This is a genomic window from Nitrincola sp., from assembly GCF_048264025.1.
In the GTDB taxonomy this organism is placed as follows: domain Bacteria; phylum Pseudomonadota; class Gammaproteobacteria; order Pseudomonadales; family Balneatricaceae; genus Nitrincola.
The window spans coordinates 1-18098 of sequence record NZ_JBLXDN010000012.1; the positions used below are offsets into that span (position 1 = coordinate 1).

Consider the following 18098-nt stretch of genomic DNA (forward strand, 5'->3'; position numbering starts at 1 on the left):
ATACGCGTCATCAAGTTGATGCGGGGTGGAGCAGTCTGGTAGCTCGTCGGGCTCATAACCCGAAGGTCGTTGGTTCAAATCCAGCCCCCGCTACCAAATTTTAAGAGGCAGATCAGGTACTTACCGGTCTGCCTTTTTTCGTTGTGCTCTCCAACACTCTGCTTGTGACAAAATGTGACAAATCCCGTGACACGAAAAACCAAATCTTAAATTTGCCGTTTTTTAGCCTGACCTTCAGGCAAATATACACAATCCCCTTCTTTTCATTAAGCCCAGCTAGTTGCGCTGGACTTAACAGATCTAAAGCCCAGAGGCTTACTCCTCACTTGGTACATATTCGAGCAAATCACCTACCGCACAGTTGAACAACTTGCAAAGCTTATCGATGGCATCTAGATCAATACGCTGGGCCGTTTCTTTGTAAAGCAAGGTAACCGTGTTGCGGTTTAGCCCGGTTTCCCTAGCGACATCTATCACCTTCATTTTGTGCTCACCCATGAGCCGCGCCAAATGACAACGAACCATAAAACCACCTTAGGCAAACAAATGTCACTCAGAATGGCATAAAGCTATTGCAAAAGTGTTTTTGCTATCTATAATGCCATTCAGGATGACATTCTGTCATTGAGAATATTTTTAGTTGAGATAGCGTAACAGCGCATAGGGTTAAAGGCTATGGGAACTGAATACACTTACCTGACCACAGAAGAGCTCTCCGAGCGGATCAAGTATGACTGCCGCACAATTCGCCAGTCGTTGAAAGACAGCGTACTGATTGAAGGCAAGCACTACATCAAGCCCTTTGGCCGCCGTAAGATCTTGTACCTCTGGGAAGCGGTGGAAGAAGAAATGCTGCATGGCACACGCACCAGCAGTTTGGAGATTCCAATGGCAAATGGCGGTGTGTGCTATGGGTAAGGTCCGTACACGTAAGGAGACTGGCAACCTCTACATGGACTTTAATTTCATGGGAGTCCGCTGCCGCGAGCAAACAGCTTTACCTGATACCCCTGCCAACAAGAAAAAAGTTGAGGCATTGCTGAAACGAATCGAAGCATTGATAGTGCTCGGCCAATTCCAGTATGCGGATTTTTTCCCAACCAGCAAAAACGCCAAGAAGTTTTCTGTTGCTCATACAGATGAGCAGAAGGTCCGCAGTGACGCTACAGCCCCTCTCTTCTCTGAGTTTGCCGAGCAGTGGTTCTCTGAAGTCAAAATTGAATGGCGCAACTCGCATATCCGAAATGTTCGCTCATTGTTGGACAGTTCCATCCTGCCATTTTTTGGTGACAAGCCGGTCACTCAAATCACCAAAGCCGAACTGATGGAGTACCGCAGTCAGCAATCAAAACTGCCTGGGCGCAACGGAAATAAGTGCATCTCCGCCAAGAGCCTGAATAACCGGATGGGCTTGGTAAAACTGCTCTTGGACGAAGCATCAGATCGTTTTGCCTTTGAAAACCCTTACCGGAACATCAAACCGCTCAGGTTACAGAAGGTACATATCGAGCCTTTCTCACTGTTTGAAGTCAATCGCATCATTGAGCAAGTACGTGAAGACTACCGCAACTACTACACCTTGCGGTTCTTTACAGGCATGCGCTCCGGTGAAATCGATGGTCTTAAATGGGAGTACGTAGATTTCGAAAAACGCCAAATTTTGGTTCGGGAAACATTAATTGCTGGGCAGACGGAATATACCAAGACCGATGGTTCTCAGCGCGAGATCCCGATGCTCGGGCCTGTTTATGATGCGCTGAGGGATCAATACCAGAGTACCGGGCGGTTAAGCCCTTATGTGTTCTGTAACACCCTAGGTAAGCCTTTGGATCAGCACAACGTTACCAAACGCGTCTGGTACCCGCTCCTCCGTTACCTTGGGCTCAAAAAGCGCCGCCCTTACCAAACTCGCCATACCTGCGCCACGCTACTTCTGGCATCAGGTGAAGTCGCAGAGTGGGTCGCACGATTTCTTGGGCACTCATCCACGGAAATGTTGTTCAAGGTCTACTCGCGCTATATCCCCAACCTGACGCGAATGGACGGATCTGCATTTGAAAATCTGGTTCGCACTCACAAAGACGAGAACGATCAGTCATCTGGCTGACAGGAGAAACGTTATGGCCATTTATAGCTTCTTAGCTAACCATACGCAGCCTCACCACGACCTGCTGCGCATCACCAAACTGGTCACTCACACAGACCAGAATGGAGAACCTGTTCATGAGTTGAAACTCAGCTGCTGGAGTATGACATATACGGCATTTGCCGATGCTCAGTGCTATATCGAGGACGGTGCACTAGGTCACCTATCGCTGGTTGAAGTGATGGGGCACTGTATCTGGGAGGATCAGAACCCTGTGCTCGACCTAACCTATATTGGTAAACCCAAGTTGGACCAGTTCATGTCTCTGCCCTGCCTCTATACTCTGCCCCGGGACCTATGTCCTTTACCGGATACTTCCAATCAGCTAGTACATGCAGTTGTTGGTCTGCAAACCAAGCCCCTTCAGCACTTCGTGAAGCTGGTACTTGAGCGCCGTGATCGGTTGCAGGCATTCACGCAATTCCCTGCCAGTCAGAATGATCATCACGCTTACCCAGGTGGCTTGCTGGAGCATTCTCTGTCTGTTGCAGGCAATGTGGTTAGTATGATTCAACTAAACGAACCCGAAATGCCAATCGAGATGCAAGAAGCAGGGTTTATCGCCGGACTCCTTCACGATATTGGCAAGACTACGACTTACCGCAATGGTAGCTATCAGCAACCCATAGTGTCACTGATGGACCATGATCAACTAACACTGGAGCTTTGCTCCGTCGGACTGGCCTACTTGGATCGTGTGCTGCCGAACATTGCCACCGTGTTGAGGAATATTTGGACCTGCATGTCACCCAGGACACGGTGTGGGAATTCCTCCATGACCACTTTGGCCCGCTATCTGCGTGATGCCGGTGGCCAAAGTGCCATGAGTAACAACCCAAAATGGGTATCCCATAGCTCTTCAAAGAGAGGTATCCGCAGTAGTAGACATCAGCGTTGGCTGCTTGAATGCGCCCCCCTTCATTCTGAGGGCCAAGAGGGATTGTTAATGCATTCTCAGTAGTACGCTCTACATTCCGTAGAGAAAATTGATGCTGCAAGCGCAGACTCGAAGAGTCAATTACTTTAAAATTACGTGACCAGATTACGTAAGTGTCTGCGATTTACGTGATCAGATAAACGGTAATAGTCATGAGTGATACATCTGGATATTGTTACGCCTTCCCTGCTGTAAGAGGTGTTCAAGCAGGGCATCCATTCTATATAGCCACTTGCCCACTTAGAATCATCCCTCGCATCTTCATGTACGACGAAGAGGAAGTTCCCCCTGAGCTGCGGGCGCAACGTACCCTGAACAAATCCCGTATCCCGGATATGGTAAGGTACCTGCTAGACAACCCCAAAAGCTATGTTTTCTCTGCACTTACAGCCTCTGTTGGAGCTGAGGTACAGTTTGAAGAGCTAAGTACGGGCAGCAATATGGGCACTCTCAAAGTGCCCATGGATGCACAGATTCTGGTGAATGATGGGCAACACAGACGCAAAGCTATAGAGGAAGCGGTAAAAGAACGCCCCGAACTTGGGCATGACAACATACCCGTTCTCTTCTTTGTAGATGAAGGCCTTCAAAGAAGTCAGCAAATGTTCGCTGACCTGAACAAGTACGCGGTCAAACCAAGCCCATCCCTTTCAACTCTATATGACCATAGAGATCCGTCTTCACATTTGGCGCGTTACTTGGCAACAGAAGGCTTACCTTTCAAAGGGCTCACTGAGATGGAAAAATCAAGCATCTCATTAAATTCAAACAAGTTATTTACTCTCTCAAGTATTCGACAAGCAACTCGAGCCCTATTGAGCAAGGGCCCCAAAGACGGCTATGACGACAGTGAAAAAGTTACGGCCTTCGAATACTGGCAAGCTGTTTATAACAACATTCCAGACTGGCACCATGCCCACCGAAAGGAAGTTACGCCTGCACAGCTAAGGCAGGAATATATTCACGCACATGGAGTTGGGCTACACGCTTTGGGGCTTCTTGGAAAGGATCTTCTTTGCGAGTCCCCCAACAATTGGAAAGAGCGTCTGGAAAAACTCAAGTCAGTCGACTGGCGCAAAGCCAATCCCGAGTGGCTACAACGCAATATGGTCCATGGAAAGCTGAGCAAGTCCAATGTGGCGATCCAGCTGACCTGCAACAAGCTCAAACTGACGCTTGACTTGAAATTGACACCTGAAGAACGAGCACTGGAAGAGCAGCTCTCATCATGAATACTTTAGTCCAAAACTTCGACTTAGAAGACTATGAGAACTTCATCAACGACGGTCAGTTTGCTGGCCGCAACCTCTCCGACTTTGTGTCTGAAGTTCAACGCATCTACTGCTCGGACAAACGCCCTTGGGTTATCGGGTTTAGTGGCGGCAAAGACTCTACCGCTACTATGGCTTTGATTTACATTGCTCTTTTAGGGCTAAAGCCAGAAGATAGGACCAAGCCTATCTTCGTAATTTCGTCAGATACTCTTGTTGAGACACCTGTTGTCGTCGACATGATCACAGGTACTTTAGATGCTATTGCTAAGGGCGCAGAAAGAGACAACTTACCCATTAGCACTCACCTAGTTACACCCAAAACTAGTGATACTTTTTGGGTCAACCTCTTGGGTAAAGGTTACCCAGCCCCAACACGGCAATTTCGCTGGTGTACAGAGCGCATGAAAATTGACCCAGTCAGCCAGTTTATTAAGGAGACTGTGGCAGAATATGATGAAGTCATCATCGTATTGGGCTCTCGTAGCGCTGAGAGCTCCTCTCGTGCACAGGTTATAGCCAAACATAAAATGGATGGCTCTCGCTTGGCGAGACATACTACTCTGTCGAACGCCTTCGTTTATACACCTATAGAAACATGGGATGTGAATGATGTCTGGGCGCTATTACGTGGCGGCTATAAGTATTCTGATTTCATCGATGAATGGGAAAGCCCCTGGGGGACCAGCAACCTTCCTCTTTGGACGCTCTACATGCATTCATCGAATCAGGGCGAGTGTCCGCTAGTCATTGATGAAAGTACGCCTTCTTGCGGCAACTCTCGATTTGGTTGCTGGACGTGCACTGTGGTTACCAAAGATAAAGCCATGGAAGCGCTTATAGAGAACGGTGAGGAATGGATGCTTCCACTTCTCCGGTTCCGTGATCTGCTAGCCATGACTAGTGAGCCAGTAAACAAAGAAAAGTATCGGAATTATAAGCGTCGAGATGGCCGCGTAATTTACCAGCGCGCCAAAAATGAAAATGAGCTCGCTAATGAGCGCGATATCATTCTGGGCCCTTACTGGCTTAAGTACCGAAAGAAATGGCTCGAAGAACTACTCACAATTGAAAAACAACTCAATGATAGTGGTCACACCATCACTTTGATCACGGAACCTGAGCTGCATGCAATCCGACAGCAATGGTTTGCTGACCCTAACGAGCCCGACTGGGAGGATTCCTTACCAACCATCTACCAGCGGGTCTACGGCAAAGATTTGAAATGGTCTGAGAACGATCGCGCTCGCTTCGATGCTGAAGATGCAAAGCTGCTTGAGCAGCTGGGTGATGAGTTTGACGTTGCTCCTGCACTGATCAAAAAGCTGATTGAGCTCGAATTGTCTATGGAAGGGCTGAGCCGTCGGAGCAATGTCTTCAATAAGATAGGCACCTTGTTGAAGCAGGACTGGGGCTCCCTGGAGCAGATTCAGGCCAAGCATTCACAGGTTCAAGCCAAGCACGAATTCGATCTGCATAAGAAAACAATCGAGCAATACGAAGAAGCCATTAGAGAAGTCGACGGACTCCTGAAGCGAGCACAGGAGCCCGAATTAATATGATTATTAAAAAATTAGTCCTGCATAATTTTCGAGTATTTAGAGGCGTCCACGAGGTCGACCTTCAACCAACCGTTGACCGTTTTGGACACGCTAAACCTATTGTTCTGTTTGGCGGACTCAACGGGGCTGGGAAGACATCCATTCTCTCCGCAGTACGAACGGTGCTCTATGGACGGCAAGCCTTTGGACGCACGCTTAGCCAGAATGAATACACAGACCAACTGGATGCACTGATCCACAAGGGAGAGGGCCAAGGCAGCCGACCAGACCAGGCTAGCATCGAGCTTGTTTTCACCTTTGCCCAAGATGGTGAAGAAAGCGAGTATGTGGTGATCCGCAGCTGGAAACGCGGTAAGAGAGATCGTCTTAGTATTGTTCAGAACGGTGAACCACGCTCTGAGCTCAATTACGATCAATGCCAGGGGTTTCTCAACGAGTTGATTCCTGCAGGCATTGCAGACCTGTTCTTCTTCGATGGCGAGAAAATTGCCGAACTCGCCGAAGATGAATCAGGAACAATTCTGCAAACCGCGGTGAAACGCCTGCTCGGCATTGACCTGATCAACCGTTTGAAAAGTGATCTCGAGATCTACCTTAAGCGGCAAGGTGCCGAAGCCCTACCTCAGAAAATCATCGAAGAGCTAAACGCGATTAGCGAATCTCGGACGACTTTAGACCGAGTAGCAGAAGGGTATCGTAATGAGGCTGCTCTTAAGGAAACCAGCATAACCGGAGCGGCGGCGCGTATTGCTCAACTTGAGGCGGTCTTAAGTGCTGAAGGTGGGGCGTGGGCGCAGAGCAAAGAGAGTGAAACAGCGAAAGTTAAAACACTAGACAATGAGAAAGTTCGCTTAGAGAAAGCTATTCGACTCGAGTTGGATGGTCTGTTACCGCTCGCCCTGGCTCCCAACACTATGAAGTCATTGCTAGACACCTTGGAGCAAGAAGCGATTGCAAAGCAGAAACAGCATGTTAGTGCCGAGGTGGGTCGGTTGCGTGAGCAGTTGCAAAGTGCACTAGCTGGCGTAAAAGCTATACCTGAAGAAGCTCTTAACGCAATAAATCAATGTTTCGTAGAACAGTTGAGTCCTGCCGAAGCTGCACCGGTGCTGCTGGACTTATCAGATAGGGAATATCGTCTTCTGGAGCAGCAATTTACAGAGGCATCAGAATCGGCCTGGAGTCGCTTTGATGCCGACCGTAAAGCGCTGAAAAAGACTGAATATGAACTAGACAATGCCTCGCTCAATATTGCTCGCGCCCCCGATGAGGAGCAGCTTCAGTCGACCTTCGAAGAAATCCGTCAGCTCGAGCGTGAGCGTGTGCAGCACCAAGTTGATTACCGCCAGGCACTGCTCAATGCGAAGGATACGTATCGCAAGGCATTAGAGTTGGCGCGCAAAGAGCAGAAGCTACATGACAAGCATCGTGCGCTTACCAACAGCTCAGAAGGTGTTAGTAACGCGCAAAAGGCATTGCTACTACTCGATCGCTTCGCTGAATTATTGACACATACGCGGGTGAAAAAACTGGAAGTCGAGTTTATGAACTCGTACCAACAGCTGGCCCGTAAGGAAGATCTTAATATCCACGCTCGCATTAACGCTAAAAGCTTTGATGTGGAACTGGTAGATGACCAAGAGCAAGTGATTAACCGTAAAGAGCTGTCCGCTGGTGAGAAGCAGATCTATGCCATCGCAATCTTGGAAGCTTTAGGCCGCACCTCAGGGCGTAAATTGCCGGTTATTATTGATACCCCTCTCGGACGATTGGATTCGCATCATAGGGATAAGCTGGTTCAGTTCTACTTTCCCTCTGCCAGTCATCAGGTGGTTATCCTATCCACTGATACAGAGATAGATAACGGCTACTTCGAAGAGTTGGAAGACGATATCTCCCACGGCTACGAAATTGTCTTTGATGGCCATACGAAGTCATCGCGACTATCTGAAGGCTATTTCTGGAAGAGTGCTCAGCAGGAGGCTATCTAATGCTGCCCAATCGTATGCACGTTAAATACCAGACCGGTGAACAGCTGAAGAAGCTTAAGGCCTATACTGGTGTTAGTCCTAATATATCTTCGAGAATCGCTTTTTTTCGGTCAATGGAAAGTGGGTATCGCTTTTCAGGGGAGCCTATCGATTTGTCGAAGGGCATGGATTTAGAAAAATCTGTCTGGTTAGGTGATCTCGAGTTGGCAGTGGAAACTTTACTTAGAAGATACTATCCGGACCATACACCGAAAGAGCTAGAGCAAGCCTGGGCAGCTCATGTTGAAGATGGAATTGCAAGTTTAAGAAATCAAAAAACTCTACAGTCTTTCTCCTGCGCTTTGTGAGATGTTTTGAGTGGGCGCTACGTTTACTCCGTAACGCCCATGTTTTTTACTCTAACAAGCTGTTATTTCTTTTATTCTTTCTTTGTCTTCTCTTGAGCACCTTAGCTCATCTATATCTTTAATCCCAAAAGAAACTAAAAGGGTGTTTTTTATCCTGGCCCTTACTTTCGACTGAACACCAAAAAACTCAACGTTAAAGTCAATATTGTTAGAATTTCGCATTAAATCATAGAAATAATCAAAATTAAGATCGGTTTTATTATTTTCTTTTTTTGCTAATTCCTTTAGAACATCAAAACAAGCTTGTATTCCAAGTGTTTTTCTAAATATACTATCTTGCCCTCTTCCTTTCCAAATCTGCTTAGTAACAGCGGTTAAGTAATCATTTATGATGTTGTAAAGGGTTCTGTCTTTCTTATGCAAAAAAAGACCTCTTAACGGTGCATTAGAATTTATATCTTTAAGTAATGATCTATCCCTACCATCCTCAAGTGCAACAGCATGCATTTTGTTTCGATCAATTTCAGGGTTCGATGTAATTAGGGACAAAATTCCATCTACTACAGATGCCATCGATATAGATGTTTCTGTTCTCGATCCTGAGACTCCCAATTTTATCATTCCTTTAAGAGGGGACTCATTGTCTTCAGCCAAGACTCGGGAGAAATATACTGATAGGGTTTCGGGAGACCATGTATTAGAGTCTCCTTGTGCCATATCGAATTGAAAGAGGTTGTAAGCAAGATTTTTATCTACTCTTTTTTGCGTTGTGTTGATCTTTGTGAAGATTTGAGCATGGTATGCCATTGGTAGATCAATAAAAACAGAACATAGTAGACTCATATTCTTAGCTGAGGAGTCTTTGAAACCAAAAACACGATGTTGTCCATCAATGATCGAAGCAAGTTTGGCTTTTGTAGGTATTGTCAGATAATAAAAATTATCGTCAAATGCTTCTACAGACCACTTTAGTTCAGAGTTTGATTCTAGTCTCCCTAATTCATCGTAGTTAGCTCCCAATATTATAGAATTAGGAAAGCAGGCATCAACAGTTTCTGAGTATCTCTTTATCTCCTCTAGTCTGGATTTTTTCCTCTCTCTCTGAGTGCCCTTTATTCTATCAAATATTTTTCCTATAGGATGATAGGCATCTTCTTCTAAGTCTTCTAAAACTTCTGTTTTAATTGAGTGACAGGTCTCTAGTAACAAAGATGCAGGCAGAGAAACTATATAAAATATACCTAGAGGCTGTTCTATTTTTATTGCAGGGGCTGTAAAAGGAAACATTACTTCCGACTCCTATTCATCTGTTATTCTATTGGCTTCCGCAGTTTTATACCCCGTACTGCTAGCTTTCGGGGGCTCATCGTCGGAGTCGTACTTTTCGTCATTTGCGTTTGCTAGTATAAAAAGGGTCATCGATAAGGCGGCACCAAAAGCTGTATATTTTTCAAAGCCTGCATTTGTTTCATAGTATCCATATATACAAAGGCAAAATGAAATAACACCGAGTAAAATTGCCAGGAGAGCTTTGTCTCCGGTGTCTTTTTTACTTAGAGCGTATTCAATAAAAATAGTGCCAAGTATGGCAAGGCTATAAGTAAAAAGGGCTTGGCTATCTAAAAAAACGTCATTTTCAGACCTGTTGAATATATATGGTACCCAAATTCCCATGCCTCCAATTAGGAGCATTCCCAAGAAAAAAGAGACCATGAATTTTATGCTTTTGAGGGCATTGAATAACGTTGAAAAAAAATAATTTGGTATTCCTTTCCAAGCATTTTCTCTTGTTCTTGATTTACTGCTCATTTTTTATTTCCCAAAAAGCCAAATCTTTAATCTTTCTGACTTCCTTTTTTCCATCGACATACAAACTAAAGTGCTTTTCAAGTTTTCGAATATGGTTCATATAGGATTCTTCATCCTGTTTGCCCTTTGTATTGAAAATAGCCTTAATTTCCTGAGATTTTATATTAGCGACCTGATGAATAATCCAGGAAAGAACAAGGCTGGAATAGTCGTTATCACCTGTCTTGAAGTGCGTAAGTTCCTGAGTTGATAGGATCGTACCAACGCCAAACTCGCGTCCTTCCTTTAGAATTTTCTTCAGGCTTTCGAAATCCTGCGACATAAAGTTATCGGCTTCATCTACCAATATCATCTTGGATATTTGGCGATAACTTCCATCCAGCTTGGAGCTGCCCTGCTGATGCATCTGCGTATAGAACAAATCCAAAGTCAGTGCGACGACTAAGTTTTGAATCTGGGGATCATAGCCAGAAAGATTTATGACGCTCACACCATCGACAAGATCATAAAGCGACTTGGTCTTCGCATTATCTGGTTCAAATATCGCAAAGCTCATCAGGTCATCAAGCGCCGCGTAAAGGGAGTCTTGTTCAACTTTCTCTTGGTCTTGAAATAGCGCCCAAACATCCGCCAGGGTAGGAACAGGTTTCGTCCAGCTGCTTCGGTCCTGTGGTTGGATTCCTGCGCGTTCGTAGGCGTCCATCACTAGAGTACGAATCTTGTTTTGTTGCTTGTTGCCTAGCCCAAACGCCTTAGCCAGGGTGCTGCGGAACAAGTTAGCGGTATGTACCGGCTGCATCGGCCGATTGCCAAACAATGCAAACGGGTTGAACGGTAAATGGTAAAGGTCAAACACTTTGGCGTTGGTCGCCTCAACGAAGTCCTCTTTCACATAGTCCGCTTTGTAGTCGAAGATCAGAATGCCTATAGGTGTTCCGCATACGTTTTGGTGCTGATTACGATAGAGCTGCGTGATTACAGACTTAGTGAACTGGGTCTTACCGGTACCCATGGTCCCGATAATTCCGGTATTGGTGTTAAAAAGCTTTTCCGTGTTGGTCGGCTCCCAGTAGACCGGCTGACCTGTTTGTACATCGGTCCCAAACTGGACTCTCAGCGGTTCGGCATTTGGCAATAATACTGGCGGTGTATCAACCTCGTTGCCTTCTTGGCTATCAACACTAGGTTCTGCTTGTTGAACGACTGACTCCGGCTGTGGCTGAACCGGAGCTTCAGTACTCTCAGGCGCAGTTGGTTCGTGATTTAGTACTTGGTCCAAGAAGTAGTTGCTCGGTATCTGCAGAATCTTCTTGTCACGGATGTCTGCTGTGAGCTGTTTCTGGGGTGTGCTGACGAGTGTGTCCAAAATTCCCATGGGAATTTCAACCTGTAACACACTCTCTTTCTCTTCGTAGTGCTCTGAGAAGCAGCTTTCCGCGTTGATATGAGCGACCACCATTCCCTTGGGGTAATTGGGTAGCTGCGCAATACTATAGTTACCGTCCAGCCAGTACTCGCGTTCTGAAAGTAGCGACTGAAAGTAGCCGTCTTCAAACACATCGTAAAGCTGATACTTTTCGATCTGTAGTAAAACCTGGCGGATGAACAGGGCACGATAGATTGTTGCTTCAAGCGTATCCGGTCCCAGCAGATCCTCCTCCATATAGCGCTTCAGCTCGATGGCTTGTGTACGCGCCTTCTCATAGTTGGGGCGTGAGCCCGCCTTGACTTCAACAGGCAACAAATAAAGTTGCCCCTCTTTAAAGCCAGCAAATAGGATGTCGTCGGAGATCGCGCCTTTACGTAGATTCCGGTTGTAGCGGGAAAAATCGCTGTCTGACATAGCAAGACCAATATTGCCGGCCACTCTAATCATTTCAGCAACTGAAAGAGGTACCCAGGTGATATCGGTGTCACCCAGCATTGTGGAAACGACTTTGTAGGCACCAATGATTCCCTGCTTAGCAATCTTTTCGGTAGAGGGGTCAGTGATGAGCTTCAGCAACCACTCGCCGTTAAAAGCGTTGAACTCACGGATAAGGTCATCGCCACTACTACCCAATACACTTTTATATAGGTCGACTTGCTTTGTAACAGTGATGGCGTCATAACCTGCAGAGCTGGTGTACTGATCGGAGTAATGAATCAGGATAACCCCCTTGGTGCTCTCAAAAAATTCGAGGGTAACCTTGGGGTCGATGATGGTTGTCCATACTGAGCTGTCGTAGGAGCGCTGCAAGAGATTTCGAAACTCTTCGCTAACCGCCAAGCTAATCGCTGAGTGATCGTGGTACACGTCGTTCTTGGATTGTGCGGGACGTGAGAGGGTCCCGATTAGCTTCGCCAGCTGAAGATGTGGCTTATCACTATACTCGACCCCTTTAAGACCAAACGCAGTAAAGAAGCGGCCATTTTCGCTCCGCGACGACTCGCCATTTAACAGCCCGCCACAGGCCGCACCCGACAAGTGCTCATCAATGTTGTTATCAACCGCTTCCACCTTCTGATTGTTCTTAAAGAACGTTAGATGGGCGTAGGCCTGCTTTTCTGCCGCTTCATGTTTGAATTTGCTAAATGTGAGCCGTGTACGAAGTAAGTCGATGATGGTGTCCGCATTACGTCGTGAAGCGCCTTTATCCAACCGATAACGCGCCTTAATTTCGTCGTAGAGACCCATCTCAGCGAAGACGTCGAACTCTGTCTCTTCCTGTTCGTCGTCGTAGAGGTTTACATGAACATGAAGCCCTTTTTCGAGGTGGGCTTGGTAATACGACAACAAGCCTTTGAACAGCTCCTTGTTGTCCCCGTTGTTGACGGAATTTATCAGAATTGGGGCATCTTCAACCTGTTTGAAGAGTTGCGAAAAGGTCGACGTGAACTCTTCTATCTTGTGTCTGACTAGCGTGCTGACGAAGTCAAAGCTGGTGTCTTGGTGAGGAACTACCTCCAACCACAGCGCATTTTCGTCTACGGACTGGGTATAGCTGTAGCCGGATGCCGGATCATAAAGATGAGGGATAAGCCCTCTGGGGGTAAGTCGACTTTTTGTGACGTCGGGCAGCTGTTTGAAGCTACGAGCATCCCCATCGATTTTGATCCGTTCGATCAGATTTATAAAATACGCTATCACTAGGGGGTGGAAAGGTGTGAAGTACTTCTTGCCCTCTATGTTTGCATAGCCCAACTTCATAACCGGGCCTGCTGTTGTTGATAGTGTGTGTCCCTTCGGGAGCGTTGCCAGGTATTCGATATAGGAATTAACGAAAGCAGTGGCAAGTTCGACAAGCTCTGGCCCCCAACTAGCCAAAGAGGGTAAGGTCTTGCGCTCAGAGAAGTAACTAAGAAAGGCTTTGTAGCTGCAGTAAAGCTCGCTATCCGCCATTTCCAAGAATTTTGCGGGAAGCCCCTTACCCGACGTCTGATTCCATTGAATTAGTTGCTCATCAACGAAAGCCGACTCAACAAGGAGCATCTGTTTCCTGAAGAATAGTGGCTCAGATTCCTGGTTGTCGAGGACTACGGTCTCTTTGCTCTTGCGATAGACGGCGTTGTAATCATCGTTACTGTATAGCTGGCTGAAACGACCCGAGTCGAGCATGAGAGGTAGATAGAGGCTCTCCTTGCTGGATTCGCCCTCAACCAATATGCGGAGCTCGGAAGCACCGTTATTAAGAGTAAACCGAACCTCATCCGACTCTTCATATAACTGCTGGAAATCCAGCTTTCCATACTGCTGTATAGAAACCATTTGGCCACTGTCTTCAAGAACCAGTGTCTCATCAAGGTCGGGGTTGATTTCAATAACCTGCTGCTCCGCCTGAAGAATCAGTGCCTGCTTGCTGCGATTAATGAGGAACTGATTTTCTAAGCTGCTGAGGTGAAAACCTCCTTCTGTGACGACCATGCAGTGAAAGCTGTACTTTTCATTGGCCGAATCACGGTTTAGTCGCAGGCTGAAAAATAGGGGGTCGGTAGTGGAAGGGCCGCTGACATGAAAGGTTGTACGTGTTCCCCGGGGGAGATGATCAATAACGAGGCTATTGGAGACCTGTTTAGGCTGAACTTGCAGTTCCTTCTTCTCTAGCTTCTGCCCAACGAACTTAATCTTGAAATCGAAACTATCTTGCCCAGATGGTACGACGATCATTAAGTGCTTATCGCGAAGCCCCGCTGCTGTTTCTCTTTTATTGCGCTGGTGAACAACGCAGCCTTCGCTCTCAAGCGACTCAAACTCCAGAGACAGTTTCTTTTGGCGCTCTTCTTCCTCTTTGAAGGCGCCAAAGTCGAGTTCGGTCCAGGGCTCTTCCGCATTCTCGCCAAAGTGTTTCTGGATGAATTTTGAACCAAACTTTGAAAGCCGATCCTCCAGTTCGTTTGGATAGTGCTCTACCGCAAACTCTATTTCAGCGCGCAACTGACGGTTGGCCTCAAGGCGCTTTTCAACTTGTTTGACATTGGTGTTGCTGAGAACAGCAGGGTCATTGAAAAGGCCAAGTTCGTCGAAGCGGAGATCACCATCGATCATAGAGTCATGAAGGTGCCTGAAGCCAAACACGCTGGATCCATCTTCTGTAATCAGCCGCACTTGGTGCTCGAGCAAGCAATGCGAAGCGACCTGGTTGTTTAGATCCTGAGAGATAAGGCTTTCAAGCTGTTCTTTAATCACCTGAGGCGACCACACTGATCTTCCCTGCGCAAGATCTAGCGCACTGTTGATCAGGGTATCGAGCAGGCTGTTGTGAACAACAAGCAAGGCGCAGTTATCAAAAGGCGGTTCCTGTGCAGCAACAGCATCACGTAGTCTAGAAATGTAGTTTTCGGTATAGCAGCTGTGTGTGACATCATGCTGCTCTAGATGTCCCGCGATAATGAGTCGCTGGTTTGCGACATGTAAAAACGAAAGGCCTTGGCCTTCTACGGAAAGCACCCCATCGCGGGAGGCAGCCAGCTGATCAACGAGCTTTTTGGTGTTGTCAGGATCCGGTGATTTAAACTGATAGCGAGCACCTGGCTCTATTCGCAGCTCGAGCCATTCCCGCAAATTCTTAATGAGAAAAGCTTCAAAGTGTTTTTCTGACATAGACTGCATCCCCGCTATCACTCATCCGTTCAACATTTCCGACGCGCTCGTAAAAATTGATAAGCGCTTGTTCTGACTGTCGGTCGAACCAAATCCCTCGATTCTTGAAAGCTTCTAGTAGCTGCTGAAACTGGAGCTGTTCCCGCTCTCCCACAGCCAAGTTTGTGAGCAGAAGGAGGTAGTCTTGGTTAAGTATCAACACCCGGCCAGAGCGCCCTCGAGACTGTACAAAGTGCTGCGCGACCTCATTCTCAAACGCATTCACAACACGGCTGTTAACCGTGAACTGGCTTGATCCCCGTTTGCTAAAAATTTCACGCGCACTAGCCGTCAGAAATTTCACCATGGAAGCTTCTGAATGGGGTAATTGGTCGGGGATGTCCACTCCACGTTTTGCGCAATAGTTCTTTGCGAACTCCTGCATGGCTTTTACTCCAACCAATTGCTCTTCGGACGAGGCGTTTTTTATATGTTCGACAAAGCGCCATAGCGGATAGCGAGGTGCGTTTTTTTCTTGAATCTGATTGAAGTACTCGAGCATCGACAGAATCGGAAAGAGATCTGCGACTTTTTCCTTTAGCCAAGGGTAAGACTCGCGCACCTGCTTTCTCTCAACACTTGCACGCTCCGTATCGAGAATGAAGTAAAGTGGCTTTGTTTCTGGCGTTGAGTCCCAAGCATTTATATTAAGCGCGAGCTGCGCACTATATAAAAAATTGTACAACCCAAGGAATGCCCTAGTGTTCTGAAGCAGATAGCTAGGGTGCTGACATAGAAAGTTGAGGTCCTTAGAAAAAAACTCCGCCAAAAAAGGAAGGTATGGTACTTCAGTAGAGTCAGGTGCGTGCGAGGTGAGGTTCTCTTGAAGCTCCGAGAGCAATTCAGCCTCAAGAAAGTTCACCTCGTTCATCAGGAGCGGTATTTCTTTTTGACGTGTAGCCAGAAAGCTACGAAAGAGGCGGCAGACATGCTTACTTGCGCCCGCTTCTGCGGAGTTTGCCTTGAATAGAAGAAATTCCGGCGATACCTTAAACAAACCCGATTTTCCAGACCCATCAAAGTACATCTGGTCAATGAAGTCATTGATCGAGTCATCGCTTAGTTTAGAACTGACTGCGGCACGAGCTCTCTCCACAAACGATTCCAGGCTATAACCTTGCTTCAGCTTTATCCTAAGAGCACTGGAGAGCACATCACCAGCGATGGCATCAAAGTCATACTCGGCAGGTTTGTTACGCTGTTGTCTAAACGGCAGATAGTGATTGATCAGATTACGCTCTTGAATCTCTTGGTGCGCTAACCGCTCCAAATTTGTTTGGATGCTCATTCCATGCCTCCCACTACAAATTCGTCATCATCCACCTCGTTTGTTAGCGACACATGGTTAGTTCCCGATGTGAAGTGGATGGTTTTGGCCTGCCTCGCCACTTTGGTGATCTCATCAATCATTTCTTCAAGAATGACAATGGTGTTTTTATCGTGCTTGTTGGGTCGATAACCATCATTAATTTTCAAGATGAGCTCTAGAAAGCTTACGTTAATAGGCAAAGGCCTCACCTGTTCGTCACCGACCTTGAGGCAAACGTAGAAATGGTGAATGCTCTTGGTCTGCGCTTCTTGTATGCGCTTCAAATCAGGGCGAACATCGGCCTCTGCCGAGATTACAACCCCATTTCGCTCGCTGAGATAAATTTGGCGCCTGCTTGTAAGGGAAGGTTGAAGGCGGTTGCCGAAGCGCATAAGAGCAGAGACGATTTGGTCTTTGTAAAAGTGGCGAACAAGCTGTTTCTTCTCGCTACTGTGGTCATAGTGCTGATGTAATCGCCATACTTCGATATAGCGTTCGTATAGACTCTCTTTAAAATCCGAAGCGAAACGCTGATGGTAATTATTACCGATAGGGTGACCTGACAATACATAAAAGGCTCGTAGCCATTCACTAGGCTCGAGGTCACCAAAGCAGAAATCATTCAAAAACTGTGACTTGAACTCTCCAAACTCTGTTCCACTGACGCCCAGAGACTGCTGAACCAAGAACTGATCAATTTTTTGAGTCCGGACGGAGCATGGATCGAAGTGACTAACGATGTCTGCCAGTTCGTTTTGTCCTCGAATAAACAGGTTATCGAACAGAGAGCCCGGTCCGCAGATCAAGTGGTGGACAAAATCTAGTAGCGTTCGCGCTGATAAGAATTGATCGTACCTCAGTCGTGCGAACAGGAGCAGAGTGACAATACGCTCACGAACCTCCTTTATCTGTAACAGTCTGTAGTTATCAAAGACCCGAGACTGATGATTGCGGCATGCATTTTGGTAGGACAAGTAGAGAGGGTTGGCTTCGATGGGAGCAGCGATCTTATCCAATAACTCGCTTATGAACGCCGAACCAGCCTCTCCATTTTGCAGACTGAATTTGGGGTAGTCTTCAAAGTTAAGAAAAATATGCCCGTCTATAGGCGACTCGCTTTGTGTGAATCGCTCGATCGACTGCTTGATCTCAACGTGACGTTCGGAGCCAGTCGATGCATAGTTAAAAAGCATCCCCACGTTTATCCCTACCACCAACGGTTTACCAGCCTCTTTGTATCTGTCAAACACTTGGTCTAAGGCTTCTATTGCATTCTGATCAGGCTTGAAGCTATGGGTAGCATCAAGATGGAAGGTGATATGATCGGAATACTTCTGATAGTGCCTTTTTAGGATTTCAGACTTCCCATCTCCGCTAGATCCGCACAAAAATATGATGGCGCGTTGATCCGAGATATTGTCTAGAGCTACTTTGAAGTCGTGCTCGATGGATGTTTCGATGTAAAGGTAATCTTTAAGTTGATCAGCTTCGGGAGAGCCATGACCGAGTGTGCTGACCGCTTGGGCAGAGGAACGAGCCAGCGTGTCCATTAGCTTTGTGAAGTTCATCGCTGCTTCCTTGTAGTTGACGACTTCCTTATAGTTCTC

At 46.8% G+C, this 18098-nt stretch carries 13 protein-coding genes and 1 tRNA gene; 8 read left to right on the forward strand and 6 right to left on the reverse strand.

What is annotated here, in order from left to right:
- The first annotated feature begins 19 nt into the window (after nt 1-19).
- Nucleotides 20-96, forward strand: a tRNA-Met gene (locus tag ACN0R1_RS10470).
- Between the two features lie 219 nt (nt 97-315).
- Here the strand turns inward: ACN0R1_RS10470 and ACN0R1_RS10475 are convergent.
- Nucleotides 316-525, reverse strand: a complete 210-nt coding sequence (locus tag ACN0R1_RS10475; RefSeq protein WP_417582560.1) for a helix-turn-helix domain-containing protein — start codon at nt 523-525, stop codon at nt 316-318.
- A gap of 150 nt (nt 526-675) precedes the next feature.
- Between ACN0R1_RS10475 and ACN0R1_RS10480 the strand changes: the two genes are divergently transcribed.
- The 7 genes from ACN0R1_RS10480 (at nt 676) to dndE (ending at nt 8254) form a co-directional block, all read left to right on the forward strand.
- The gene (locus ACN0R1_RS10480; RefSeq protein WP_417582562.1) at nt 676-918 is read left to right on the forward strand and encodes a hypothetical protein; all 243 of its coding nucleotides are present in this window, start codon (nt 676-678) and stop codon (nt 916-918) included.
- Nucleotides 911-2107 (forward strand): Arm DNA-binding domain-containing protein, encoded by a 1197-nt coding sequence (locus ACN0R1_RS10485; protein WP_417582564.1) that lies wholly within the window; start codon nt 911-913, stop codon nt 2105-2107. Before ACN0R1_RS10480 ends, ACN0R1_RS10485 begins: the two co-directional genes overlap by 8 nt.
- 13 nt (nt 2108-2120) lie before the next feature.
- Entirely contained in the window at nt 2121-3107 is a 987-nt protein-coding gene (locus tag ACN0R1_RS10490) for a TraI domain-containing protein (protein WP_417582566.1), read from the forward strand.
- Nucleotides 3108-3235: 128 nt separating this feature from the next.
- The gene (gene dndB, locus ACN0R1_RS10495; RefSeq protein ID WP_417582568.1) at nt 3236-4315 is read left to right on the forward strand and encodes a DNA sulfur modification protein DndB; all 1080 of its coding nucleotides are present in this window, start codon (nt 3236-3238) and stop codon (nt 4313-4315) included.
- On the forward strand, nt 4312-5916 hold the full coding sequence (dndC, locus tag ACN0R1_RS10500; protein WP_417582570.1) for a DNA phosphorothioation system sulfurtransferase DndC: 1605 nt from the start codon (nt 4312-4314) through the stop codon (nt 5914-5916). Before dndB ends, dndC begins: the two co-directional genes overlap by 4 nt.
- Complete coding sequence (dndD, locus tag ACN0R1_RS10505; RefSeq protein WP_417582572.1) at nt 5913-7907, forward strand: DNA sulfur modification protein DndD; 1995 nt, start codon at nt 5913-5915, stop codon at nt 7905-7907. The genes dndC and dndD overlap by 4 nt, the downstream gene beginning before the upstream one ends.
- The gene (gene dndE, locus ACN0R1_RS10510) at nt 7907-8254 is read left to right on the forward strand and encodes a DNA sulfur modification protein DndE (RefSeq protein WP_417582574.1); all 348 of its coding nucleotides are present in this window, start codon (nt 7907-7909) and stop codon (nt 8252-8254) included. The genes dndD and dndE overlap by 1 nt, the downstream gene beginning before the upstream one ends.
- Before the next feature lie 51 nt (nt 8255-8305).
- Here dndE and ACN0R1_RS10515 read toward each other — a convergent pair whose 3' ends face one another.
- The 5 genes from ACN0R1_RS10515 to dptF are packed head-to-tail and all read right to left on the reverse strand — an operon-like array spanning nt 8306 to nt 18059.
- Entirely contained in the window at nt 8306-9541 is a 1236-nt protein-coding gene (locus ACN0R1_RS10515; RefSeq protein ID WP_417582576.1) for a DGQHR domain-containing protein, read from the reverse strand.
- A gap of 12 nt (nt 9542-9553) precedes the next feature.
- Nucleotides 9554-10063 carry a hypothetical protein gene (locus tag ACN0R1_RS10520; RefSeq protein WP_417582578.1) on the reverse strand — a complete coding sequence of 170 codons (510 nt, stop codon included), beginning with the start codon at nt 10061-10063 and terminating at the stop codon, nt 9554-9556.
- A complete protein-coding gene (gene dptH, locus ACN0R1_RS10525; RefSeq protein ID WP_417582580.1) occupies nt 10053-15143 on the reverse strand; it encodes a DNA phosphorothioation-dependent restriction protein DptH in 5091 nt (1696 codons plus the stop codon). Before dptH ends, ACN0R1_RS10520 begins: the two co-directional genes overlap by 11 nt.
- Nucleotides 15124-16470, reverse strand: a complete 1347-nt coding sequence (gene dptG / locus ACN0R1_RS10530) for a DNA phosphorothioation-dependent restriction protein DptG (protein WP_417582582.1) — start codon at nt 16468-16470, stop codon at nt 15124-15126. Before dptG ends, dptH begins: the two co-directional genes overlap by 20 nt.
- Entirely contained in the window at nt 16467-18059 is a 1593-nt protein-coding gene (gene dptF / locus ACN0R1_RS10535; RefSeq protein WP_417582584.1) for a DNA phosphorothioation-dependent restriction protein DptF, read from the reverse strand. The genes dptG and dptF overlap by 4 nt, the downstream gene beginning before the upstream one ends.
- Nucleotides 18060-18098: the final 39 nt, after the last annotated feature.